Origin of the sequence: Fictibacillus sp. 26RED30 (assembly GCF_015903845.1) — a bacterium.
Lineage (GTDB): Bacteria > Bacillota > Bacilli > Bacillales > Fictibacillaceae > Fictibacillus > Fictibacillus phosphorivorans.
Window position 1 is genome coordinate 516,448 of record NZ_JACZDV010000001.1, and the last position, 18,453, is coordinate 534,900.

22 protein-coding genes and 3 riboswitches are annotated in these 18,453 nt (G+C 38.4%); of the genes, 13 read left to right on the forward strand and 9 right to left on the reverse strand.

The annotated features are described in order from the left end of the window. The first annotated feature begins 80 nt into the window (after positions 1–80). Both IHV11_RS02535 and IHV11_RS02540 read left to right on the forward strand, forming a co-directional pair. Entirely contained in the window at positions 81–1,703 is a 1,623-nt protein-coding gene (locus IHV11_RS02535) for an ABC transporter permease (protein ID WP_197194899.1), read from the forward strand. After that, positions 1,703–2,416: an ABC transporter ATP-binding protein gene (locus IHV11_RS02540; RefSeq protein ID WP_197193603.1), complete on the forward strand. Its 714-nt coding sequence runs from the start codon at positions 1,703–1,705 to the stop codon at positions 2,414–2,416. The genes IHV11_RS02535 and IHV11_RS02540 overlap by 1 nt, the downstream gene beginning before the upstream one ends. A 220-nt stretch (positions 2,417–2,636) precedes the next feature. Here IHV11_RS02540 and IHV11_RS02545 read toward each other — a convergent pair whose 3' ends face one another. Beyond that, positions 2,637–2,831 (reverse strand): hypothetical protein, encoded by a 195-nt coding sequence (locus IHV11_RS02545; RefSeq protein ID WP_144698448.1) that lies wholly within the window; start codon positions 2,829–2,831, stop codon positions 2,637–2,639. Positions 2,832–3,008: 177 nt separating this feature from the next. Beyond that, positions 3,009–3,175, forward strand: a riboswitch (cyclic di-AMP (ydaO/yuaA leader). 168 nt (positions 3,176–3,343) lie between these two features. On the opposite strand from IHV11_RS02545, the gene IHV11_RS02550 reads away from it, so the two are divergent. After that, complete coding sequence (locus IHV11_RS02550; protein ID WP_197131851.1) at positions 3,344–4,579, forward strand: dicarboxylate/amino acid:cation symporter; 1,236 nt, start codon at positions 3,344–3,346, stop codon at positions 4,577–4,579. Between the two features lie 156 nt (positions 4,580–4,735). Then, positions 4,736–5,425, forward strand: coding sequence for a hypothetical protein (locus IHV11_RS02555; protein WP_197193604.1), 690 nt, complete (start codon positions 4,736–4,738; stop codon positions 5,423–5,425). On the opposite strand, the gene IHV11_RS02560 is transcribed toward IHV11_RS02555, so the two are convergent. Then, positions 5,422–5,997, reverse strand: a complete 576-nt coding sequence (locus IHV11_RS02560) for a DNA-3-methyladenine glycosylase (RefSeq protein ID WP_197193605.1) — start codon at positions 5,995–5,997, stop codon at positions 5,422–5,424. The two genes, IHV11_RS02555 and IHV11_RS02560, sit on opposite strands and share 4 nt — an antisense overlap. A gap of 166 nt (positions 5,998–6,163) precedes the next feature. On the opposite strand from IHV11_RS02560, the gene IHV11_RS02565 reads away from it, so the two are divergent. The 4 genes from IHV11_RS02565 (at position 6,164) to abbA (ending at position 7,360) form a co-directional block, all read left to right on the forward strand. Further along, positions 6,164–6,328 (forward strand): hypothetical protein, encoded by a 165-nt coding sequence (locus IHV11_RS02565; protein ID WP_153237601.1) that lies wholly within the window; start codon positions 6,164–6,166, stop codon positions 6,326–6,328. 125 nt (positions 6,329–6,453) lie between these two features. Continuing rightward, complete coding sequence (fbpA, locus tag IHV11_RS02570; RefSeq protein ID WP_197131841.1) at positions 6,454–6,642, forward strand: Fur-regulated basic protein FbpA; 189 nt, start codon at positions 6,454–6,456, stop codon at positions 6,640–6,642. Positions 6,643–6,768: 126 nt separating this feature from the next. Continuing rightward, positions 6,769–6,852, forward strand: a riboswitch (cyclic di-GMP riboswitch). Positions 6,853–6,896: 44 nt separating this feature from the next. Beyond that, a complete protein-coding gene (locus tag IHV11_RS02575) occupies positions 6,897–7,082 on the forward strand; it encodes a hypothetical protein (RefSeq protein WP_197131840.1) in 186 nt (61 codons plus the stop codon). Positions 7,083–7,174: 92 nt separating this feature from the next. Then, entirely contained in the window at positions 7,175–7,360 is a 186-nt protein-coding gene (gene abbA / locus IHV11_RS02580; protein ID WP_197131837.1) for an antirepressor AbbA, read from the forward strand. Between the two features lie 46 nt (positions 7,361–7,406). Here abbA and IHV11_RS02585 read toward each other — a convergent pair whose 3' ends face one another. Continuing rightward, entirely contained in the window at positions 7,407–7,619 is a 213-nt protein-coding gene (locus IHV11_RS02585; RefSeq protein WP_137788569.1) for a hypothetical protein, read from the reverse strand. Between the two features lie 213 nt (positions 7,620–7,832). Between IHV11_RS02585 and IHV11_RS02590 the strand changes: the two genes are divergently transcribed. The 3 genes from IHV11_RS02590 to ytkD all read left to right on the forward strand — a co-directional run bounded on the left by IHV11_RS02590 (position 7,833) and on the right by ytkD (position 9,415). Beyond that, a complete protein-coding gene (locus tag IHV11_RS02590) occupies positions 7,833–8,096 on the forward strand; it encodes a holin (protein ID WP_197131834.1) in 264 nt (87 codons plus the stop codon). 116 nt (positions 8,097–8,212) lie between these two features. Next, complete coding sequence (locus IHV11_RS02595) at positions 8,213–8,752, forward strand: hypothetical protein (protein ID WP_197193606.1); 540 nt, start codon at positions 8,213–8,215, stop codon at positions 8,750–8,752. Positions 8,753–8,935: 183 nt separating this feature from the next. Beyond that, positions 8,936–9,415 carry an RNA deprotection pyrophosphohydrolase gene (gene ytkD, locus IHV11_RS02600; RefSeq protein ID WP_231618436.1) on the forward strand — a complete coding sequence of 160 codons (480 nt, stop codon included), beginning with the start codon at positions 8,936–8,938 and terminating at the stop codon, positions 9,413–9,415. A gap of 9 nt (positions 9,416–9,424) precedes the next feature. Here the strand turns inward: ytkD and IHV11_RS02605 are convergent, their stop codons facing one another. From IHV11_RS02605 to IHV11_RS02615, 3 genes are all read right to left on the reverse strand, one after another. Next, positions 9,425–10,231, reverse strand: a complete 807-nt coding sequence (locus IHV11_RS02605) for an ABC transporter permease (RefSeq protein WP_197193607.1) — start codon at positions 10,229–10,231, stop codon at positions 9,425–9,427. After that, the gene (locus IHV11_RS02610; protein WP_197193608.1) at positions 10,209–10,988 is read right to left on the reverse strand and encodes an ABC transporter ATP-binding protein; all 780 of its coding nucleotides are present in this window, start codon (positions 10,986–10,988) and stop codon (positions 10,209–10,211) included. The genes IHV11_RS02605 and IHV11_RS02610 overlap by 23 nt, the downstream gene beginning before the upstream one ends. 121 nt (positions 10,989–11,109) lie before the next feature. Further along, the gene (locus IHV11_RS02615) at positions 11,110–12,057 is read right to left on the reverse strand and encodes an ABC transporter substrate-binding protein (RefSeq protein WP_370568659.1); all 948 of its coding nucleotides are present in this window, start codon (positions 12,055–12,057) and stop codon (positions 11,110–11,112) included. Positions 12,058–12,217: 160 nt separating this feature from the next. On the opposite strand from IHV11_RS02615, the gene IHV11_RS02620 reads away from it, so the two are divergent. Continuing rightward, positions 12,218–13,015, forward strand: a complete 798-nt coding sequence (locus IHV11_RS02620) for an alpha/beta hydrolase family protein (RefSeq protein WP_197193610.1) — start codon at positions 12,218–12,220, stop codon at positions 13,013–13,015. Between the two features lie 68 nt (positions 13,016–13,083). Here the strand turns inward: IHV11_RS02620 and pckA are convergent, their stop codons facing one another. Continuing rightward, positions 13,084–14,667: a phosphoenolpyruvate carboxykinase (ATP) gene (gene pckA, locus IHV11_RS02625; RefSeq protein ID WP_197193611.1), complete on the reverse strand. Its 1,584-nt coding sequence runs from the start codon at positions 14,665–14,667 to the stop codon at positions 13,084–13,086. A gap of 261 nt (positions 14,668–14,928) precedes the next feature. Further along, positions 14,929–15,059: riboswitch (SAM riboswitch) on the forward strand. A 164-nt stretch (positions 15,060–15,223) separates the two neighbouring features. Here pckA and metK point away from each other — a divergent pair. Beyond that, on the forward strand, positions 15,224–16,429 hold the full coding sequence (gene metK / locus IHV11_RS02630; protein WP_197131813.1) for a methionine adenosyltransferase: 1,206 nt from the start codon (positions 15,224–15,226) through the stop codon (positions 16,427–16,429). Between the two features lie 274 nt (positions 16,430–16,703). Here the strand turns inward: metK and IHV11_RS02635 are convergent, their stop codons facing one another. Then, positions 16,704–17,861, reverse strand: coding sequence for a glycosyltransferase family 4 protein (locus IHV11_RS02635; protein WP_197193612.1), 1,158 nt, complete (start codon positions 17,859–17,861; stop codon positions 16,704–16,706). Between the two features lie 15 nt (positions 17,862–17,876). Further along, on the reverse strand, positions 17,877–18,428 hold the full coding sequence (locus IHV11_RS02640) for a phosphatase PAP2 family protein (RefSeq protein WP_197193613.1): 552 nt from the start codon (positions 18,426–18,428) through the stop codon (positions 17,877–17,879). Between the last annotated feature and the right edge of the window lie 25 nt (positions 18,429–18,453).

Consider the following 18,453-nt stretch of genomic DNA (forward strand, 5'->3'; position numbering starts at 1 on the left):
CGGCTAATTCCATGTAAAACAAACAACAAGAACAATGCTGATGAGTAAAGAAGGTGAAAATATTGTATTTCATTCGAAAAATGAGATCACAGTTTAATAGTTGGGCTTTGCTTAGTGTGATTTTTTCTACTTTAATCCTTTTACCGGCTTTGCTCATCATGGTTCAGTTATTCGCTGAGAGTAATGAGAATTGGGAACACATTAAAGAATTCATGTTGAAAAATTATATCGTAAATTCCGTGACACTCGTTGGTTTTACTGGTCTTTTCACAGTGCTGATCGGTGTAAGTGCGGCATGGCTAGTTTCCGCCTATAAAGTTCCTATGCGTCGGTTCTTTAAGTGGGGTCTTATCCTCCCACTTGCGATTCCACCATACATTGGGGCCTATACGTACCATGGTATTTTAAATTATACAGGCGTCATTCAGACGTCACTAAGGAACCAGTTTGGTATAAAAGTGGACCAAAAGTTCTTTGACATCATGAACATACCCGGTGCTGTTTTTATCTTTACGATGTTCCTATATCCATATGTATATATCATCACAAAAAGTTTCTTAGAAAATCAGTCATCATCACTGATTGAGAATGCACGGTTGCTAGGAAAAGGATCGTTCATGACATTTATACAAGTCGTCCTTCCTGTGTCACGTGCAGCGATCGTTGGTGGAGTTAGTTTGGTCATTCTTGAAGTCTTCAATGATTACGGGGTAGTAAAGTATTTTGGTATTCAAACCTTTAGTACAGCAATATTTCAAGCGTGGTTTGGGATGGGAGATATCTATTCGGCTATCAAGTTAGCGGGTACTTTGATGTTTATCGTAGTTTTGATCTTGATATTAGAAAGAGTAATAAGGGGCAGGAAACAGTATAGCTATTCCACTTCAAAAGTCCGCCCGTTACAACCTAAAGAACTTAAAGGTTGGAAAAAGTTCGCTGTGCTTAGTTTTTTCATTTCTTTATTTGCTCTAGCTTTCGGAATTCCTTTCATTCAGCTTATACATTGGGTGTATATGACTTATGACGTTATTTTAAATACTGCTTTTGTTGACTTGATTTGGAACTCGGTCTTTGTTGCTTCTATAGGTTCAGTTCTTATCATTATCGTCGCTCTAATTATCGCCAACTTTAGTCGTCTATCAAAAGGATGGATGGGGAAGCTTTTTTCAAAAATAACGGTTTTAGGGTATTCGATTCCTGGAGCTGTAATTGCAATAGGTGTATTGACCTTATTTCTCTCACTAGACGAGAAGGTATTCACGTTATATGAATGGTTAGGGTTAGAGCCAACTCTTGTGCTGAGCTTAAGTATTAGTATGCTGATCTTTGCCTATGTGGTCCGTTTTCTAGCAGTTGGTTTTAACTCCATCGAATCAGGCTTTGATAAGGTAGGAACGGTTTTCACAGAAGCTTCGAGGACATTAGGTATGTCGGTAACGAAGACGTTTTTTAAAGTGGATATTAAGATGATTAAAGGTGCTATTGCTGGTGGTTTTATCCTTGTTTTTGTAGATATATTAAAAGAGCTGCCTCTTACTCTTATCCTTCAGCCTTTTAATTTTTATACGCTAGCTACCAAAACATTTCAATACGCAAGTGACGAACGTATTCACGAAGCCTCTGTTTCATCAATGGTGATTATTTGTATAAGTGCACTTTCCATCTTCTTTTTACACAGAGTTTTAGAAAAGGAGCCAAAATAATGTTTGTTCAAATCAAAGACTTAGCGTTTCATTATAAAAATTCGCGTAACCCTTTGTTCGAAAATCTTTCTTTAAACTTTAATCAAGGAGAAGTTTCGGTGATCTTAGGAGAAAGCGGAAGCGGGAAAAGTACGTTACTTCGTCTTATAGCAGGACTAGAGGTGCCTTCAAGAGGATCGATCCTCATAGATCAGGCTGTCATGAATGATACATTTCGTTTTGTTCAGCCGGAAAATCGTGGTGTAGGTTTGGTTTTTCAAGATTATGCTTTGTTCCCTCATATGACGGTTGAAAAGAACATAAAATTTGGCTTAACGAAAATGAATCGTAAGCAGAAGCAAGCACGCATGGAAGAATTATTGGCTATTGTGGGAATGGAGGACTATGCTTCTCGTTATCCTTATGAATTGAGCGGTGGACAGCAGCAGCGTGTTGCACTAGCTAGGGCTATGGCTCCAAATCCATCTTTGATCATGTTTGATGAACCATTTAGCAATCTCGATTCTAAGCTTCAACTACAGATTCGGGATGAGTTACAGGAAATTTTAAAACGTACGGGGATCACTTCTATTTTTGTAACTCACGACGAAGAGGATGCTCGTGCCATAGGGGACAGGATCATACTGATGAACAATGGAAAGATACAGGATGAAGGGCGTCCAGAAATGGTATTGAAGAGGAATAAAGAACAATTATCACTCGCATACGTATAAAAACAAAAAACCGGGATATCCCGGTTTTTATTTTTGGCTGTTTTCTAAAGAATTGTTGCTTTTAGATCTTTTTGAATTTACCTCTATAACTGTTGATTGGAGTGGAAGGTGAGACACTTTAAAGTGACACGTACGAATGTGGTTCACACCTGCCCCATGGAAAGCGAGCAGCCTGGAACGGAAATCCATACTTCCAAAAGAAATTATGTTTTAAACAGCCTTATTTTTTAAATTGAGTATCTAATTTACCGTTCATATCGATTAAAAATCCGATTTCTCTTCCTAATAATTCACCTAATTCTTTTGCTTTCTTTTCGCTTTCGTTCTTTATTTGTTCAATCGTAAGTTCACCTTTTAATTTGGATGCTCCAACGATTATACTTAATTCACCTTTTTCATAAAATACGATTTTCATTTACAATACCTCCCTGAAAAATAGAACCTTATATATAATTCGTTTTTTTCTATATGCTTATGGGGTAGAAGTGAGAATATGGAAAAACATTCATCATGAAACAATTAATTGGAATAAATAAGCATAGTGAGTATTCTTGACAAAAATTTATGTATGTTGATAAAATTAGAGCATATTATATATGATTCGCTGAATTCGGACGTTCTATTCCATAGAATATCTTGAAGCGGGGGAACCACGATATGGCTTATAAAGCCTAGGGATGAATTTGTGCATACACAAAAGGGACAACTCTCAATTTCCTAATCCGACAGCTAACCTCGTAAGCGTTTTTGGAGAGAGAACTCTATACATGGGCTCAGTCTATGTGTTGCGGTGTATTCCCACGGAAAATCCTCTCTATTTTCGGTGGGTTTTTATATGCAACAAATAGGGCATGTATTAGTATAAAATTTCTTCAACGTACTGCACACTAAATAGTGAGAAGATTTTAACAAAGGGGGTACTTTATTATGAAATTATCTACAAAAATTTTAATTGCACTTGCACTTGGGGTTGTCGCGGGATTAATTCTTAATCTAGCTGTACCAGATGCTTTTTCAACACTGGATAAATACGTTTTAAAGCCAGTCGGGACATTATTCTTAAACCTTATTAAAATGTTAGTTGTTCCAATTGTTTTTTTCTCAATCGTACTTGGAACTGCGGGGTTAGGTGATCCGAAGAAACTTGGAAGAGTGGGTGCTAAAACGGTGGGGTTCTTCTTAGGAACTACAACAATTGCGATTACGATCGCGATGGCTTTAGCGCTTATCTTTCAACCAGGTGTAGGGGACTTTAAAACAGAAGGTGCTAAGTTCGAGCAACAAGAAGCGCCAGCAGTTACGGACACGTTGCTGAACATTATTCCTACTAATCCAATTCAATCGATGGCTGAAGGAAACATGCTTCAAATTATCGCGTTTTCCGTATTTGTAGGATTTGCTTTAACGATGTTGGGAAGCAAAACAAAAGGTATAATGGATTTAATTGAACAAGGTAACGACATTATGATGTATCTTGTAAACTTGATTATGAAATTTGCTCCATATGGTGCTTTTGCATTGATTGCTTCAGCGGTAGGAAGTCAAGGAATGGATGCCATCAAAGCGATGGGCTTATACATGAGCGTAGTTATTTTAGCTTTATTCATCCACTCTGTTGTCGCGTATGGTGGTTCAATTGCTCTATTTGCAAAGAAGAGCCCGCTCTGGTTCTTTAAAGGCTTTGCACCTGCGATGTCAGTTGGATTTAGTACGTCTAGTTCAAATGCAACACTTCCAATCTCAATGAAAACAGCTCAAGAAAATTTAGGTGTTCGAAAATCGATAAGTGGTTTTGTGCAGCCGCTTGGTGCAACGATTAACATGGATGGAACAGCTATCATGCAAGGTGTTGCGACGATTTTTATCGCTCAAGTATACGATGTTAACTTAGGTTTAACACAGATGCTTACTGTTATTTTAACGGCAGTGCTTGCTAGTATCGGTACAGCTGGTGTTCCTGGAGTTGGATTGATCATGTTAGCGATGGTATTGAACTCTGTAGGATTACCTGTCGAGGGTATTGCCTTAATCCTAGGTGTTGATAGACTTCTTGATATGCTTAGAACAGCTGTTAACATCACTGGTGATGCTGCTTGTGCTGTAATCGTTGATAAAGGCGAAGACAAACATCTTGGGACTCGTGAACAAGAAGTTAGTGCATAAATAATCACTTCAAAAGGTCGCGGTGTATACATATACCTGCGGCCTTTTTGTATGCCGATTTCCCTAGTTTACAAATGTTGAGTAAATAAATGTAAGCACTAATGAAAAATCATGGTAAAATAAGAAGATACTTAATGAGATTTCGGAGTGATCTTCTTGGAAAAATGGCTAGAGATACTAACGCTTGCAGCAAAGATCATATGGGTACAGATTCAAACCGCTATAAATCCTATCATCGAGTTAACAGAGAGCGCAATGAACTCTTTTTGGTTTGTCTTTTCACTCACGATCATCACAGGCTACGTATTACTAAGGCTTGTACAGAATGCAATTACTTATTATCAAGCTCATAATTTTATTCACAGAAAAATGAATAACGAACCCGCTAGTGATATAGAATTCACCCTATTTATGAAATCCCTTTGGAAGAAAGATCGATCTAAAGGTTTAGTGGCCAATGCCAAATCAGCTAAAAGCAGATACCTCCAGTTCAATGCTCAAGAACGTTTATCCATCCAGAACTACTTGCAGCATCGATTGAAATTTTTACGTACGAACCAGCCATTGTTCATCTTGGGAGCTGTTGTGATTGGATTGCTTTCAAGTATAACAGTGAATGTTCTACCGATCGAGGCGGCTGCCCTTACTGCGGAAAATGTATTGAAAACAACGTTGTTCATCCTTTTCTGGTTGTTCATTATGCAAGCAAAATACGTTGCTATAAAAAAACAAACGTATCATCATCTAGCATGGATTCAAGATACCAATCGGACAACTGAGGTCGATTACATGCAGGAAGAGGATGTTACGGTTTCAACGAAGAAAGAAAACAACCCTGCGTATTAACGTGATACGTAAGGGTTGTTTTTTATCCAGAACCGATAAGGATAATGAACAGCTTCTTCGGCATAGTGTATACCTATGCGTGGGCCAGAGATTATTTCATTCGGAACTAATTCAATTCCTTCTTCTATCCGTATATTTTCCTCATTCATTTTCTTGCCATTATCATTCAATGTGAAACCCATTGCTTTGCTCAGTTTACCTGGACCATTCGTAAGCTGAACATCATTCTTTACGCTCGCTCTTCTTTCCTTCATTATTTCTATTCCTTCAATTGGTTGCAGTGCTCTAATTAGTATGGCTTCAGGTTTATTAACGGGTCTGGAAACGATATTAAAGCAAACATGCATCCCATAAATAAAATAGGTGTAAATTGTACCTGCTTCACCGTACATCACTTCTGTTCTAGCTGTTCTTCGATTGTTATAGGAATGCGCAGCTCGATCTTCAGGGCCCAGATAGGCTTCAGTTTCCACGATGTATCCCGATGTTATAACGTCTTCATGGATATGTATCAGCTTCATTCCTAAGAGTTCTTTTGCTAGATCTAGAGTTGGTAATCCCCATAGTTTCATTTATATCTCCTTGTTATGTATGACATGTATTATTTATTAGTACAATAACAACAGGTTCATGTAAATTTATGTTTCCTTTTGTCGAAGTTTTACAAACCGTAAAAAAGAGGAAATAACGAAAGAAAAAAGAATTTTTTATAAAGCAGATGAATAGGAGGCGTTTAATATGGACGGTTGGGTGAATGAAACAGGAATTTATGAAAATCTCTCCAAACGACGCTGGGAGTACTGGGAAGTAAGTCAACATGGAATTAAAACCATGGTTTCCTGGCTATGCTGGAATGCCCCTAATTCGGTTTATGAACAATGGAGTAAATCTGTCTTACACTAGCAATAATCTCGTGTGAAGTTCCTTTTTGTATAAGGAACTTTTTTGTTTGCTTAGCAGGCTTGAATCTTCTTTTATGTGGTTAGAATGGATAACAATCATGATTCACAAAAAGGAGAAGATTTTATATGGATTCGCAGAAAGGACAACTGCGTCGAGCGGTTGAAGGACGTAAACAACGACTCATCCAGCATCTAATTCATAGAGGTTTGTATGGGTATGAAGACCATAGGTATCTAACTGATTTTACATTAAGTGAACTAGAGTTAGAATGGAAGAATGCTCAATTCATTGATCAAGAAAATCATATAAGCTAAATCGTTTAAATAGTAAAAAAATAATGAGTCCTCTTAACTATTTTCTGATATAATATACCTATAAAATAGGAAGAATGTCTTGTGGGATTTATCCAAAAAAATGGCTAAGACATATTGCCATAAATCGTTTGATAAAGGCAAACTCATTGAAAAGTGAGGACGCAAAGCTAAAGGGGCTTCATTTTCCAAATATGCCAGCCAGCTACCTTACGACATTATCCTTCGGTTTATGAAATCATTTAGGGGGGATATCATTGGATCAGCACTTATTATTCTTTTCATGGTCAGCGATTGGTTTTTATTTTGCAACAATTTTTTTCCTAACACTTTTACTGTTTTTCACTAAAAGCCAGCTTAAAAAAGATAACAGAATCATAGATGTTTTTACAAATATCCTAATCATTTTAGGTGCTATCGCTTGGGTGGTTATCACGAGTTAAATACTGAATTGCAAAATTTCCAAATTTTTAGTAAGGATAAGCATAGAACCCTCACGTTATAATGGATTTATGAATGAGAGGGGGATTAACAATTGGATAAATTGAGGATAAACCTTACCGATGATGAAAAAGAATTGTTAATTGAAGCACTGTTGAGTCAAGGGTATGCATATGAAGTTGTTGATTCTGAGCTGAAAGATCTAGAATACGAGCTCAAGCCAGATTATGAATCAAAAGTAAGAAGACTGAACGGACTCTTAAAAAAATTACATAATTAAAAAATAAAGCAAAAGGCCTTTTCTCAAGGGTCTTTTGCTTTTTACGTTAAGTATCTAATAATCCTTTTCTTCTGGCTTCCATACGCCATTCAGCTTCTTTTACTAATCTTCTAGGTAATTTACCTCTGTTTTTTAAGAATGACCAATACGTTAAATATTGTTTTGGTCTGGAAACTGGTGAGACATTTCTAGCATACTCCCACCAAGAAATTTCATTTGCTTCTAAGCGTATTAAAAAAAGATCATCGCCTTTTACCATAAAACTCACTCCTGTCTTGCCTTTCGTTACCAATAGTATTGACTCAATTCAATAAAATAACCGAAAAAAATCATGGCACTTTATTTTATGCGATCTGTTATATAACGCTTAGGACAAAAAGTAATTTTTTATTTTGGCAGGAAATAAGTTATGAAGCTTGAATCTTTAAGTTACTAAAGGAAGGTCGTGCTAATGAAAAGGGGGGTGGTCCTGTTGGAGCAAGTACTCATGTTTTCATCACTATTAGCTCCTTTAGTGACAGCTATGATGGAGCTCTTAAAACGTACTTTCCCGATTCCGAAAAAATATATACCCATTACTAGTTTTTTTATGGGATTGATGATTGGATTGTTAGCTGCCCCTGTTACAGAGATGAATGTAGAACTACGGTTATGGTCTGGAGGAATCGCGGGCTTAGCCGCCACAGGATTGTATGAGATCGGCAAGAAAAGTAAAAAATATAAAAGAGCAAGTTAGTGAGGTTCATGAGATTATTTATGGTAGCACTTTCATCTTTTGCTTAAAAAGGGTTTAGAATTCCGAAATCAGTGAATAGATTATAGTAAGAAAACAATGTCAGGCGGTGAACTATCATGAAAGCTTTTCTAGCACTATGTTTGGCTGTTATGCTATCATTCATCATTGTCCCTAACATTCCTGAAAACGTTCAAGAGAAGTCCGGTGCCTCGGACAAGATTATCACTCAGCCAGTAACGGCTGAAGAAACGAAAGAAAAACAAACTGCACCTGCATTTACGGAGGATATCGCGAAGAAACAGGCGAATCTCTTTATTGAAGCACTTAAGCAAGAAACGGATGAAAACTATAGGGTTTTAAATTATTCTAATAAAGAAGAATATATAACATACTTAACGAATTTTGTGTCTAAAGATCTAGCTGCTTATTATACGGATGGATTATTTGAGGAACGAGAAAGTTCCTTGTATATAATTCCAACTGAACTTCCACCATGGTTAGAAGAAAGTGAACCTGTAATTATCAAACAGCTTTCAGATCATTCTTATAGAGTTCACCAAAAAAATGAGTCTGATCTTTATGGTTCTTATGAAATTACATTAGGGTTTGAGTATATGAACGGGAAATGGATTATTACATTTGCATCAGTAGATTAAACATGGGTTTTACCACCCATGTTTTTTTACGATTAGATTGAATAGACTAGGATTGTTACATAATAGAAAGAGGAAGTTTATAGCTCTTTAGAAGCTTACGTTTAAAGAGTAGCAATTAAAACAAATGGACTTTAAATGTTGTGAACTTTACAATAAAGGAAACAGTCGAGATGGAGTAGTGTGATGGATATAATTACATTTAAAGATTTTTATAACAACACTGTACAATTGTCGTTTTCAGACCACCCCTTTTCGGATACGCCTAAACATGTGTGGTGTTTGTGTAAATTTAAAGATCAATGGTTGCTGACAGAACATCCGAGACGTGGAATTGAATTTCCAGGTGGAAAAGTAGAACCAGGAGAAACCGCAGACGAAGCAGCAGTTCGGGAAGTTTTTGAAGAAACGGGTGGAAGAGTATCCGATCTTAAGTATATTGGTCAGTACTTTGTCGATGGTAAAGGCGGAAAGATCATTAAGAATATTTATGTTGCGACTGTGGATAAGATTCTTTTAAAACATCGTTATTTTGAAACGAACGGGCCAGTCTTGATGAGTGAGTTACCTGAAGATGTATCCACTGATAAGGCGTTCAGTTTTATGATGAAAGACCAGGTGCTAAAGGAGAGTATGAAATACGCCCTTCTGCATTCCCTGGCCTAGATTGTTAGCTCATATTCGGTGTTTAATAAGTTTTCGCTCAAGCCATTCGACTCCTTGATACATGATGGTAGCCATAACGGCAATGATCAAGAGACTCATCAGCACGAGTGTGAAGTTAAAGACTTGGAATCCGTAGATAATCATGTACCCTAAGCCTTGTTTTGAGACAAGGAATTCACCTACGATAACACCTACCCATGACAACCCCACATTTACTTTTAAAGATGATATGATATTCGGAAAACAGGCTGGAAGGATTACCTCCTTAAAGCACTGTTTTTTATTTCCTCCAAAAGATCGGACCACTTTAATATAGTTAGGGTCCACATTTTGAAACGCCGTATAAACGACGAGGGTCGTAATGATGATCGAGATTAAAATTCCCATAGCGATGATTGAACCGAAGTTCGGGCCGATCGCAACGATTAATATTGGACCTAACGCTACTTTAGGCATGGCGTTTAAAACAACAAGATAGGGATCAAGGACTTTAGATAGAAATGGAGACCACCAAAGCAGGGCTGCAAGTAAAGTCCCAAGCAGTGTACCTAATATAAATCCTAATATGGTCTCGCCTAGAGTGAATATTACGTGAATATAAAGTGATCCATCACTAACCTTTTCTATAAAAAGAGACCCTATCTTCGTTGGTGAACTAAACAGTAAAGGATTGATCCAACCTCGTAGAGAGGCAACTTCCCATAACAAGAAAAAGCTGATAAAAATAAATAGTTGAACAAGACGTATATTTCTATTTTCTTTTTTTATCGATTCAAGATACTCGTGGTGAATCTTACTCTTTATCGTTTTGTTCAATGTGCTCCAACTCCTCCCATATTTGCTGAAAGGTTGCTGAAAAGTCTGGATGCTGACGAGCTTCAAAGGGAGGGAGATTCCTTAGTGTTTCTGGCATTTTAAACGTTCTGAAAATACGTCCAGGATTTGTTGATAATAAGATAACAGTATCACTCATCGCAATAGCCTCGCCGATATCATGTGTAACTAAGATAGCTGTTTTTCCATGTTCTCTTAGAGTTGAGGATACGAGATCTTCAAGCTTTAACTTTGTTTGGTAATCGAGTGCTGAGAAGGGCTCATCGAGCAAGAGAATCTTAGGCTGTGTAGCGAGTGTGCGAACGAGCGCCACCCTCTGTCTCATACCTCCAGAAAGCTCTGAAGGGAATTTTGTTAATGTATGATCAAGCCCGATCTCTTTAAGAAGTCGTATAGCGGATTGAACGTTTTCTAAGGAATGCTGATTCCGCAGTTTTAAACCAAGCGTTATGTTATCCTGAATCGTTTTCCATGGAAACAGATAGTCTTGTTGTAGCATGTAACCGATTTTTGGGTGCGGAGAAGTAATTTTTTGATTATTTACCATTACCGATCCGACCGTTGGTGTTAACAGACCAGCGATCATAGATAGAAGTGTAGATTTACCGCACCCGCTTGGTCCCAGTAAGGATATAAACTCGCCTTCTTGTACAGAAAGCGAAATATCTTCTAAGGCCGTTGTGGCAGACGTTTTTGAAAAGTAAGTTTGCCCGACAGATTTTAATTGTAATAAAGCCACGACGATCCCTCCTGATTGTGTATTTGTAATCTCAGCGAATCATCAGTAAAGCTTCTCGTGTAAAAATGCAACAAGAAGCTCACTTTGGTAGCCGTTTCATTATGCAGAGACGTAAGTTCTCTTATTTAATGGCTTTCTTAGCTATTTGAGTATCCACAAGAATGTTATAATCTACTTTCTTCGGAAGCTCTCCTGCTTCGTCCATAATGGTCTGTAAGTTGTTCCACTCTTCTTCATCTAATATCGGGTTAAGAGCGAAACTGTGCTGACTCTTATATCGATCTACAACCGTTTCAATAAGTTCCACAGGGGTATCTTCAAAATAAGGTGCGATTACTTTGGCGATCTCTTTTGCCGAATGGTTCTCGACCCATAACTGCGCTTTATATAAGCCTTTTGTAAATTTCTCCAATGTTTCTTTGTTTTCTTTTATATAGCTTTGTTTTGACATGAATGTTGTATAAGGAATCTTCCCGGACTCGGCACCGAACGAAGCGACAATGTGCCCAATTCCTTCTTGCTCAAAAAGACTTGCTTGCGGCTCGAATAATTGAACGTAATCTCCAGTTCCAGATGCAAAGGCATTTGCAATATTGGCAAAATCAATATTTTGAATCATTGTTAGATCATTCTTAGGGTCGATCCCGTGTTTCTTTATACCAAACTCACCTGCCATCTGTGGCATGCCGCCTTTACGCTGGCCTAAAAAAGTACTGCCTTTTAATTGATCCCACGAAAAGAATTCCGGCTTTTTCCTTGCAACCAAGAAAGTACCGTCTGTCTGAGTGAGTTGTGCAAAGTTAATAACAGGGTCAGTTGATTCTTGTGCATGTACATAGATTGTTGTTTCAGAACCAACGAGTGCTACGTCTGCTCCATCAGATAGAAGAGCCGTCATCGTTTTGTCGCCGCCCCAGGTGGTAGTCAGCTCGACGTCCAAACCTTCTTCTTTAAAAAAGCCTTTTTCTATGGCAACATATTGTGGAGCGTAAAAAATGGATCGTGTTACTTCGGCGATTCTGATCTTATCTTTTTTAGGGCTTGAGGTATTGCACCCTGCCAGCAGCATGGAGAAAGCTAGTAAACAAGTAAAAAGTAGCATTAGTTTTCTTTTGAAATATTTCATATTGGATCCTCCTGCACATAGGAATGAAGTCATGACTTTTATGTAATAATGTATGTGATTGGTGCAAATGTGTGTTTGCCCACAAAAATAAAGGAGTGTAGGAATGAAAAAGGCAAAAATGATAGAGTGGCAGCGATTTCCTTCTCCGCATCCTACCATTCGTTTGTATGTAGTTACTTATTTAAATGATGGGTTAAAAATAAAAGGACTAGCAGCATTACCAGAAGGGAAAGGACCTTTTCCGGGTTTCCTTTATCTCAGGGGCGGAATCAAGTCCGTTGGCATGGTCAGAATTGCTAGGATCATTCAGTTTGCCTCACAAGGATTTGTTGTGATGGCTCCCTATTATCGTGGAAATCTAGGGGGGGAAGGCAACGAAGATTTTGCTGGGGAAGATCGAACAGATGCATTTGCAGCTTATGAAGTTTTGAAGCAGTTTCCAAAAGTAGATGAAGAGGATATTCATGTGTTCGGATTTTCTCGTGGCGGTCCTATGGCATTGTTTACGGCAATGAAATATCCTGAGATACGTTCTGTCGTAACATGGGGCGGTGTGACTGATATGGCTATCACGTATGCAGAGAGAGAGGATCTGCGCAGGATGATGAAGAGAGTTATTGGAGGAACACCAGAGAAATATCCAGAAGAATTTGAATGGCGATCGCCGCTTAATTATTGTGAAGAATTAGATACACCCTTACTTTGCATTCACGGTATGAAGGATGAGAATGTAACCGTCGAACACACACTTAAGATAGAAAAAAGATTAAAAGAACTCAAAAAGCCATGTGAAACATGGATCTATCCTGAATACACCCATTATTTTCCTCCAAAAGAGAACCGGAAGATTACATATGCTTTATGCGCATGGATGAAAGGACATGGAAAAGGAGCTGAATGAGATTTTAGCTCCTTTTCATAAATGAAAAAACCTTCCATTGCTAGAATGGAAGGTCATTATTCCGTGTATTAAACGAGCGGTCCAGCTTGAGAAATCTCAGCTGATACAGACTTGAATTTTTCAAAGTTCGCATTAAATTGACCAGCAAGTTCTTTCGCTTTCACATCATAAGCGTCTTGATCACTCCATGTTTTCTTCGGTTGAAGAACTTGGTCTGGTACCCCAGGGCAATGTGTTGGGATATGAAGCCCAAAAATAGGATCTACTACTGTTTCAACTGAGGCAAGCTCGCCTTCTAGAGCAGCCTGCACCATTGCACGTGTATGACCTAGGTTCATACGACTTCCAATACCGTACTCTCCACCAGACCAGCCTGTGTTAACAAGGTAAACTTGAACGTTGTGCTGATCAATTTTCTTGCCAAGCATCTCAGCATAAACGGTAGCAGGAAGTGGCAGGAATGGAGCGCCAAAGCAAGTTGAGAAAGTAGCTTGTGGTGATGTTACGCCTCTTTCTGTTCCTGCAAGTTTGCTCGTGTATCCTGATAGGAAATGATACATCGCTTGCTCTTTAGTAAGTTTGCTGATCGGAGGCAGTACACCGAATGCATCAGCAGTTAAGAAGATGATTGTATTCGGGTGTCCTGCGACACTTGGTTGAATAATATTAGGAATAGCATCAACAGGATAAGCAGCACGTGTGTTTTCTGTTAGTGAAGAATCTTTATAATCTGCTTCTCTTGTAACTGAATCGATCATAACATTCTCCAAAACGCTTCCAAAACGAATCGCATTCCAGATCTGTGGTTCTTTTTCTTTAGAAAGATCGATTGTTTTAGCATAACATCCACCTTCGATATTGAAGACACCGGTGTTAGCCCAACCATGCTCATCATCTCCGATTAAGCGACGGTTCGGATCTGCTGATAATGTAGTTTTACCAGTTCCAGATAGTCCGAAGAATAAAGCTACATCTCCTTCATTCCCAACGTTGGCAGAGCAGTGCATAGATAGGATGCCTTTTTCAGGAAGAATGTAGTTCATGACAGAGAATACAGATTTTTTGATTTCACCTGCGTACTCAGTACCACCGATAAGGACAATTTTCTTTTCAAAAGAGACGATAATAAATGTTTCTGAGTTAGTTCCATCTTCAGCCGGATTAGCTTGAAATCCTGGTGCTGAAATCACTGTGAATTGAGATTCATGAGAACCTAGCTCATCGTGGTTCGGGCGCACAAACATTTGGTGAGCAAAAAGGTTATGCCATGCATACTCGTTAATTACTTGGATAGGTAGGCGATACTCGCGGTCCGCACCAGCAAACCCTTTAAATACGAATAGTTCTTCTTTATTGCTTAAGTATTGGAGTACTTTTTTGTATAATTTATCAAAGTTTTCTGGTGAAAATGGTTTATTTACCTTTCCCCAATCGATTGAATCTTTAATGGAAGCATCTTCAACGATAAATTTATCCTCAGGGGAACGGCCTGTATATTTCCCCGTTGTAGCTTGAAGTGCTCCTGTGGATGTAAGGATGCCCTCGTTGCGCTGAAGAGATTTTTCTACTAAAACCGGAACAGGTAAGTTCTGGTGAGTTGTTTCACGGGTCACAAGATCGTTTAAGGTTGTCGTAAATTCCAATGTATTCATATGAGACAGTACCATCCTTTATCCTAGAGTGATATATTCGAAAATTAGTATAACACATTGATTTAAATAATGTATACTATTTTATGAAAGTGCATCAAAAAAGTTCTTACTTCTGAAAAAAAGAACAAAATGTTGTGAATTATCCATCTTATTTAAAACGCTTTCATTCTATAGAATATAATACTCCAAACTTATTGCTATTCATAGGGTTTTCTATTGACAGAGGTGAAGCATTACGCTATCATATTTCGAGAACGGCTACTCTTATTCTGAGTAGGTGGAGGGACAGGCCCTATGAAACCCAGCAACCGACATGAAAGTGGCAATAATAACGCTACTGGAAATGAAAAGGTGCTAACCTGCAAGGTGAAAATAACCTTGGACAATAAGAGGTTGAAGGCATTTTGGTTTTATAAACCTTTTCCCTCGTGAATGTATGTGAGACAGGGAAGGGCTTTTTTTATGCCTTTTTCAGGTTAAGAACATAAACTGTGTAAAATAGATAAGAATAAAGTACCGTATCATACTCAAAAGCAGTTAAAGGGAGGATATTAACTTGTCCAAAAAAGTTAGTCGTCGTTTATTTACATCAGAATCCGTTACAGAAGGCCATCCAGATAAAATCTGTGACCAAATCTCAGATGCGATTCTAGATGAAATTTTAGCTAATGATGCAAATGCTCGTGTAGCATGTGAAACATCTGTAACTACAGGTCTTGTACTTGTTGCAGGTGAGATCACAACTTCTACTTATGTAGACATCCCAAAAGTTGTACGTGAGACAATTAAAGAAATCGGTTATGACCGTGCCAAATATGGTTTCGATTCTGAAACATGTGCAGTACTAACTTCTATCGATGAGCAATCTGCTGATATCGCGATGGGTGTTGATCAAGCTCTTGAAGCAAGAGAAGGTTCTATGACAGATGCTGAGATCGAAGCGATCGGTGCAGGTGACCAAGGTCTAATGTTCGGATATGCTTGTAACGAAACAGAAGAGCTTATGCCTCTACCAATCTCACTAGCTCATAAATTATCTCGTCGTCTTACAGAGGTTCGTAAGTCTGAAGAGATTCCTTACTTGCGTCCAGATGGAAAAACTCAAGTAACTGTTGAATATGATGAGAACGACAAACCTGTACGTATTGACACAATCGTAATTTCTACTCAGCACCACCCTGAGAACACACTTGAAGAAATTCAAAGAGACATCAAAGAAAAAGTAATCACGCCGGTTGTTCCTGCTGAACTAATCGACGAGAACACAAAATACTTCATCAACCCAACGGGCCGTTTCGTAATCGGCGGACCACAAGGTGATGCTGGACTTACTGGCCGTAAAATCATCGTAGATACATACGGTGGATATGCTCGTCACGGTGGTGGTGCATTCTCTGGTAAGGACGCGACTAAAGTTGACCGTTCTGCTGCTTATGCTGCTCGTTATGTTGCTAAAAACATCGTAGCATCAGGTCTTGCTGACAAAGTTGAAGTTCAGCTTGCTTATGCAATTGGTGTTGCTCAACCAGTATCAATCGCTGTAAACACGTTTGAAACAGGTAAAGTTTCTGAAGAAGTTCTTGTAGAACTAGTTCGCAACAACTTCGACCTTCGTCCGGCTGGAATCATTAAGATGCTTGATCTTCGCCGTCCGATCTACAAGCAAACTGCTGCATACGGCCACTTTGGACGTACTGACATCAACCTTCCTTGGGAGAACACAGATAAAGCTGCAGAGCTTAAGAAACAAGCAAATATTTAATAACATATAACATGTTAAACCAGACTTCCTTTTGGAAGTCTGGTTTTTTTAGTGGTTAGTTTAGAAGGTTATGTCGAAAATCGGATAAAAAATTTTATGTACGGAATTATTCGCTAGTTTTACGGATAAATGTTCTTTATCTGCGGATATAATTGTGATTACCTCGTAAAAAAAATTTGTGTATCTTCCAAACGAACATCTTAATCGCTAATGTTCATTTGGAAGATAGCTTTATTTTATCCTCGTATTTTCATATCCTCTTACCTATTCACCGCTACGCAATGATCGTTTTATTTTTATTCTTCGTATAAATAACTTCTTCATACTGCATTAAAAGGTTCCCGAAAATAGCTGACCAAGATTGAGTCATCGCATAATTTCTTGCTTTTCGTTTCATAGAGCCTAAGAGCATAGGATCTTCCATAATAGAAACGATATTTTGTATGAATGAGTCAGCTTCTGTAGCTTTGCAGATTCTACCCGTTACACCGTCTTGAACAATTTCAGCTACTCCGCCAGAATCGCACACGATAGCAGGTAACCCAGAGGCAGCTGCTTCTAAAACAACATTGCCGAACGTCTCTGTAGAAGAAGGGAAGACGAAAAGGTCGGCTGAAGCATAAACCCGCGCAAGATCTTCTCCAGATAGATAGCCTGCACATGTTACATTGCTATATTCAGTTTCCCACTGTTCGACATCACGTCGACTTGGTCCGTCACCCACAATCAGCCAATGAACATTCTCGCTCAAAGGGGATGGCAGCTTATCTATCATTTCTTTGAGGATGTTTAGATCCTTTTCAGGTGCTAGTCTTCCCACGAACAAGAAGATATACTTCTGTGTGATCTTATATTCTTCACGAACATGGAAATCTCGATTTTGAGGTGTGAACATCATACAGTCAACTCCTCTGGACCATATTTCAATAGAAGTAAAGCTTTTTGTGTATAAAATCTTCCGTGTTTCTTCACTTGGAACAAAGATCTTTTCAAAAGGTTTATGAAACCATTGCAGATAACGCCAGAGCAAAGGGGATAAGAAATCTAGATGGTAGTAAGCAAGGTAGCGGTCAAAATGAGTATGATAAGAGGCAACCATGGGAATGCTTTCTTTTTTACCGTATCTCATTCCGAACAGGCCAATATTAAAAGGAGTCGCAATATGGAGGAGATCAGGTTTAAATTTATTCAGTTCATCGTTCAAGGCTTTAAACTGAGGTATGGCAAGCCTGCACTCCGGATATAGAAAGAGTGGCAGGCTTTTCATTGCATAATATTGTTTGCCCTCTGTTTCTTGAACCTCTTCAAATGAAGGCATGATAACTTTATAGTCAACTCCATTGGTTTCTAGGTAACTCGTAAATCTTTTTAACGTACGAGCAACTCCGTTAATTTGTGGGTGGAACGTATCAGAAAAAAGTGCAAGCTTCATTTCTTCATCTCCTTTTTATAAGAAATAAGGCAAGACAAACCTATTAACTAAGAACAAAGAAAAGAAGCTGGAGCTGATGCCTAGAATCATTCCTGCAAGTACATCAGATGGATAGTGAAGACCTAGATACATACGGGAGATGGCCACTAAAAGAGCGGCGACTAATAAAAATATACCGATAAACGGATTCAATAATATTAAAGGCGTTACGATTGAAAATACGGCTGTTGTATGGCCGGATGGAAAAGAATGATCTTTTAATGGGTTATCGCCGATGTTTGTATCTGGAAGGCTTAAATACGGTCTCTTTCTCGGGTACATTTTCTTAGAAATCGCAACAGGAATGTGGCTGATCAATAATGACAGCATACAAACAATTCCCCAAGACTTTAAATGCATAGGGAGAAATAACAGAAGCAGAATACTTGTTGAGATAGTAGCTGTTGCACCACCAAGATGCGTCCACAAGTGAAAAAAATGATCCATTGAATTTCTGTGTAATCTTCCATTAATCAGGCGGAAAAATGTACACTCTTTTTCATAAAGCCAGTCGATTACTTTTGTCATGAATATCCCCCTTACCATTCATATT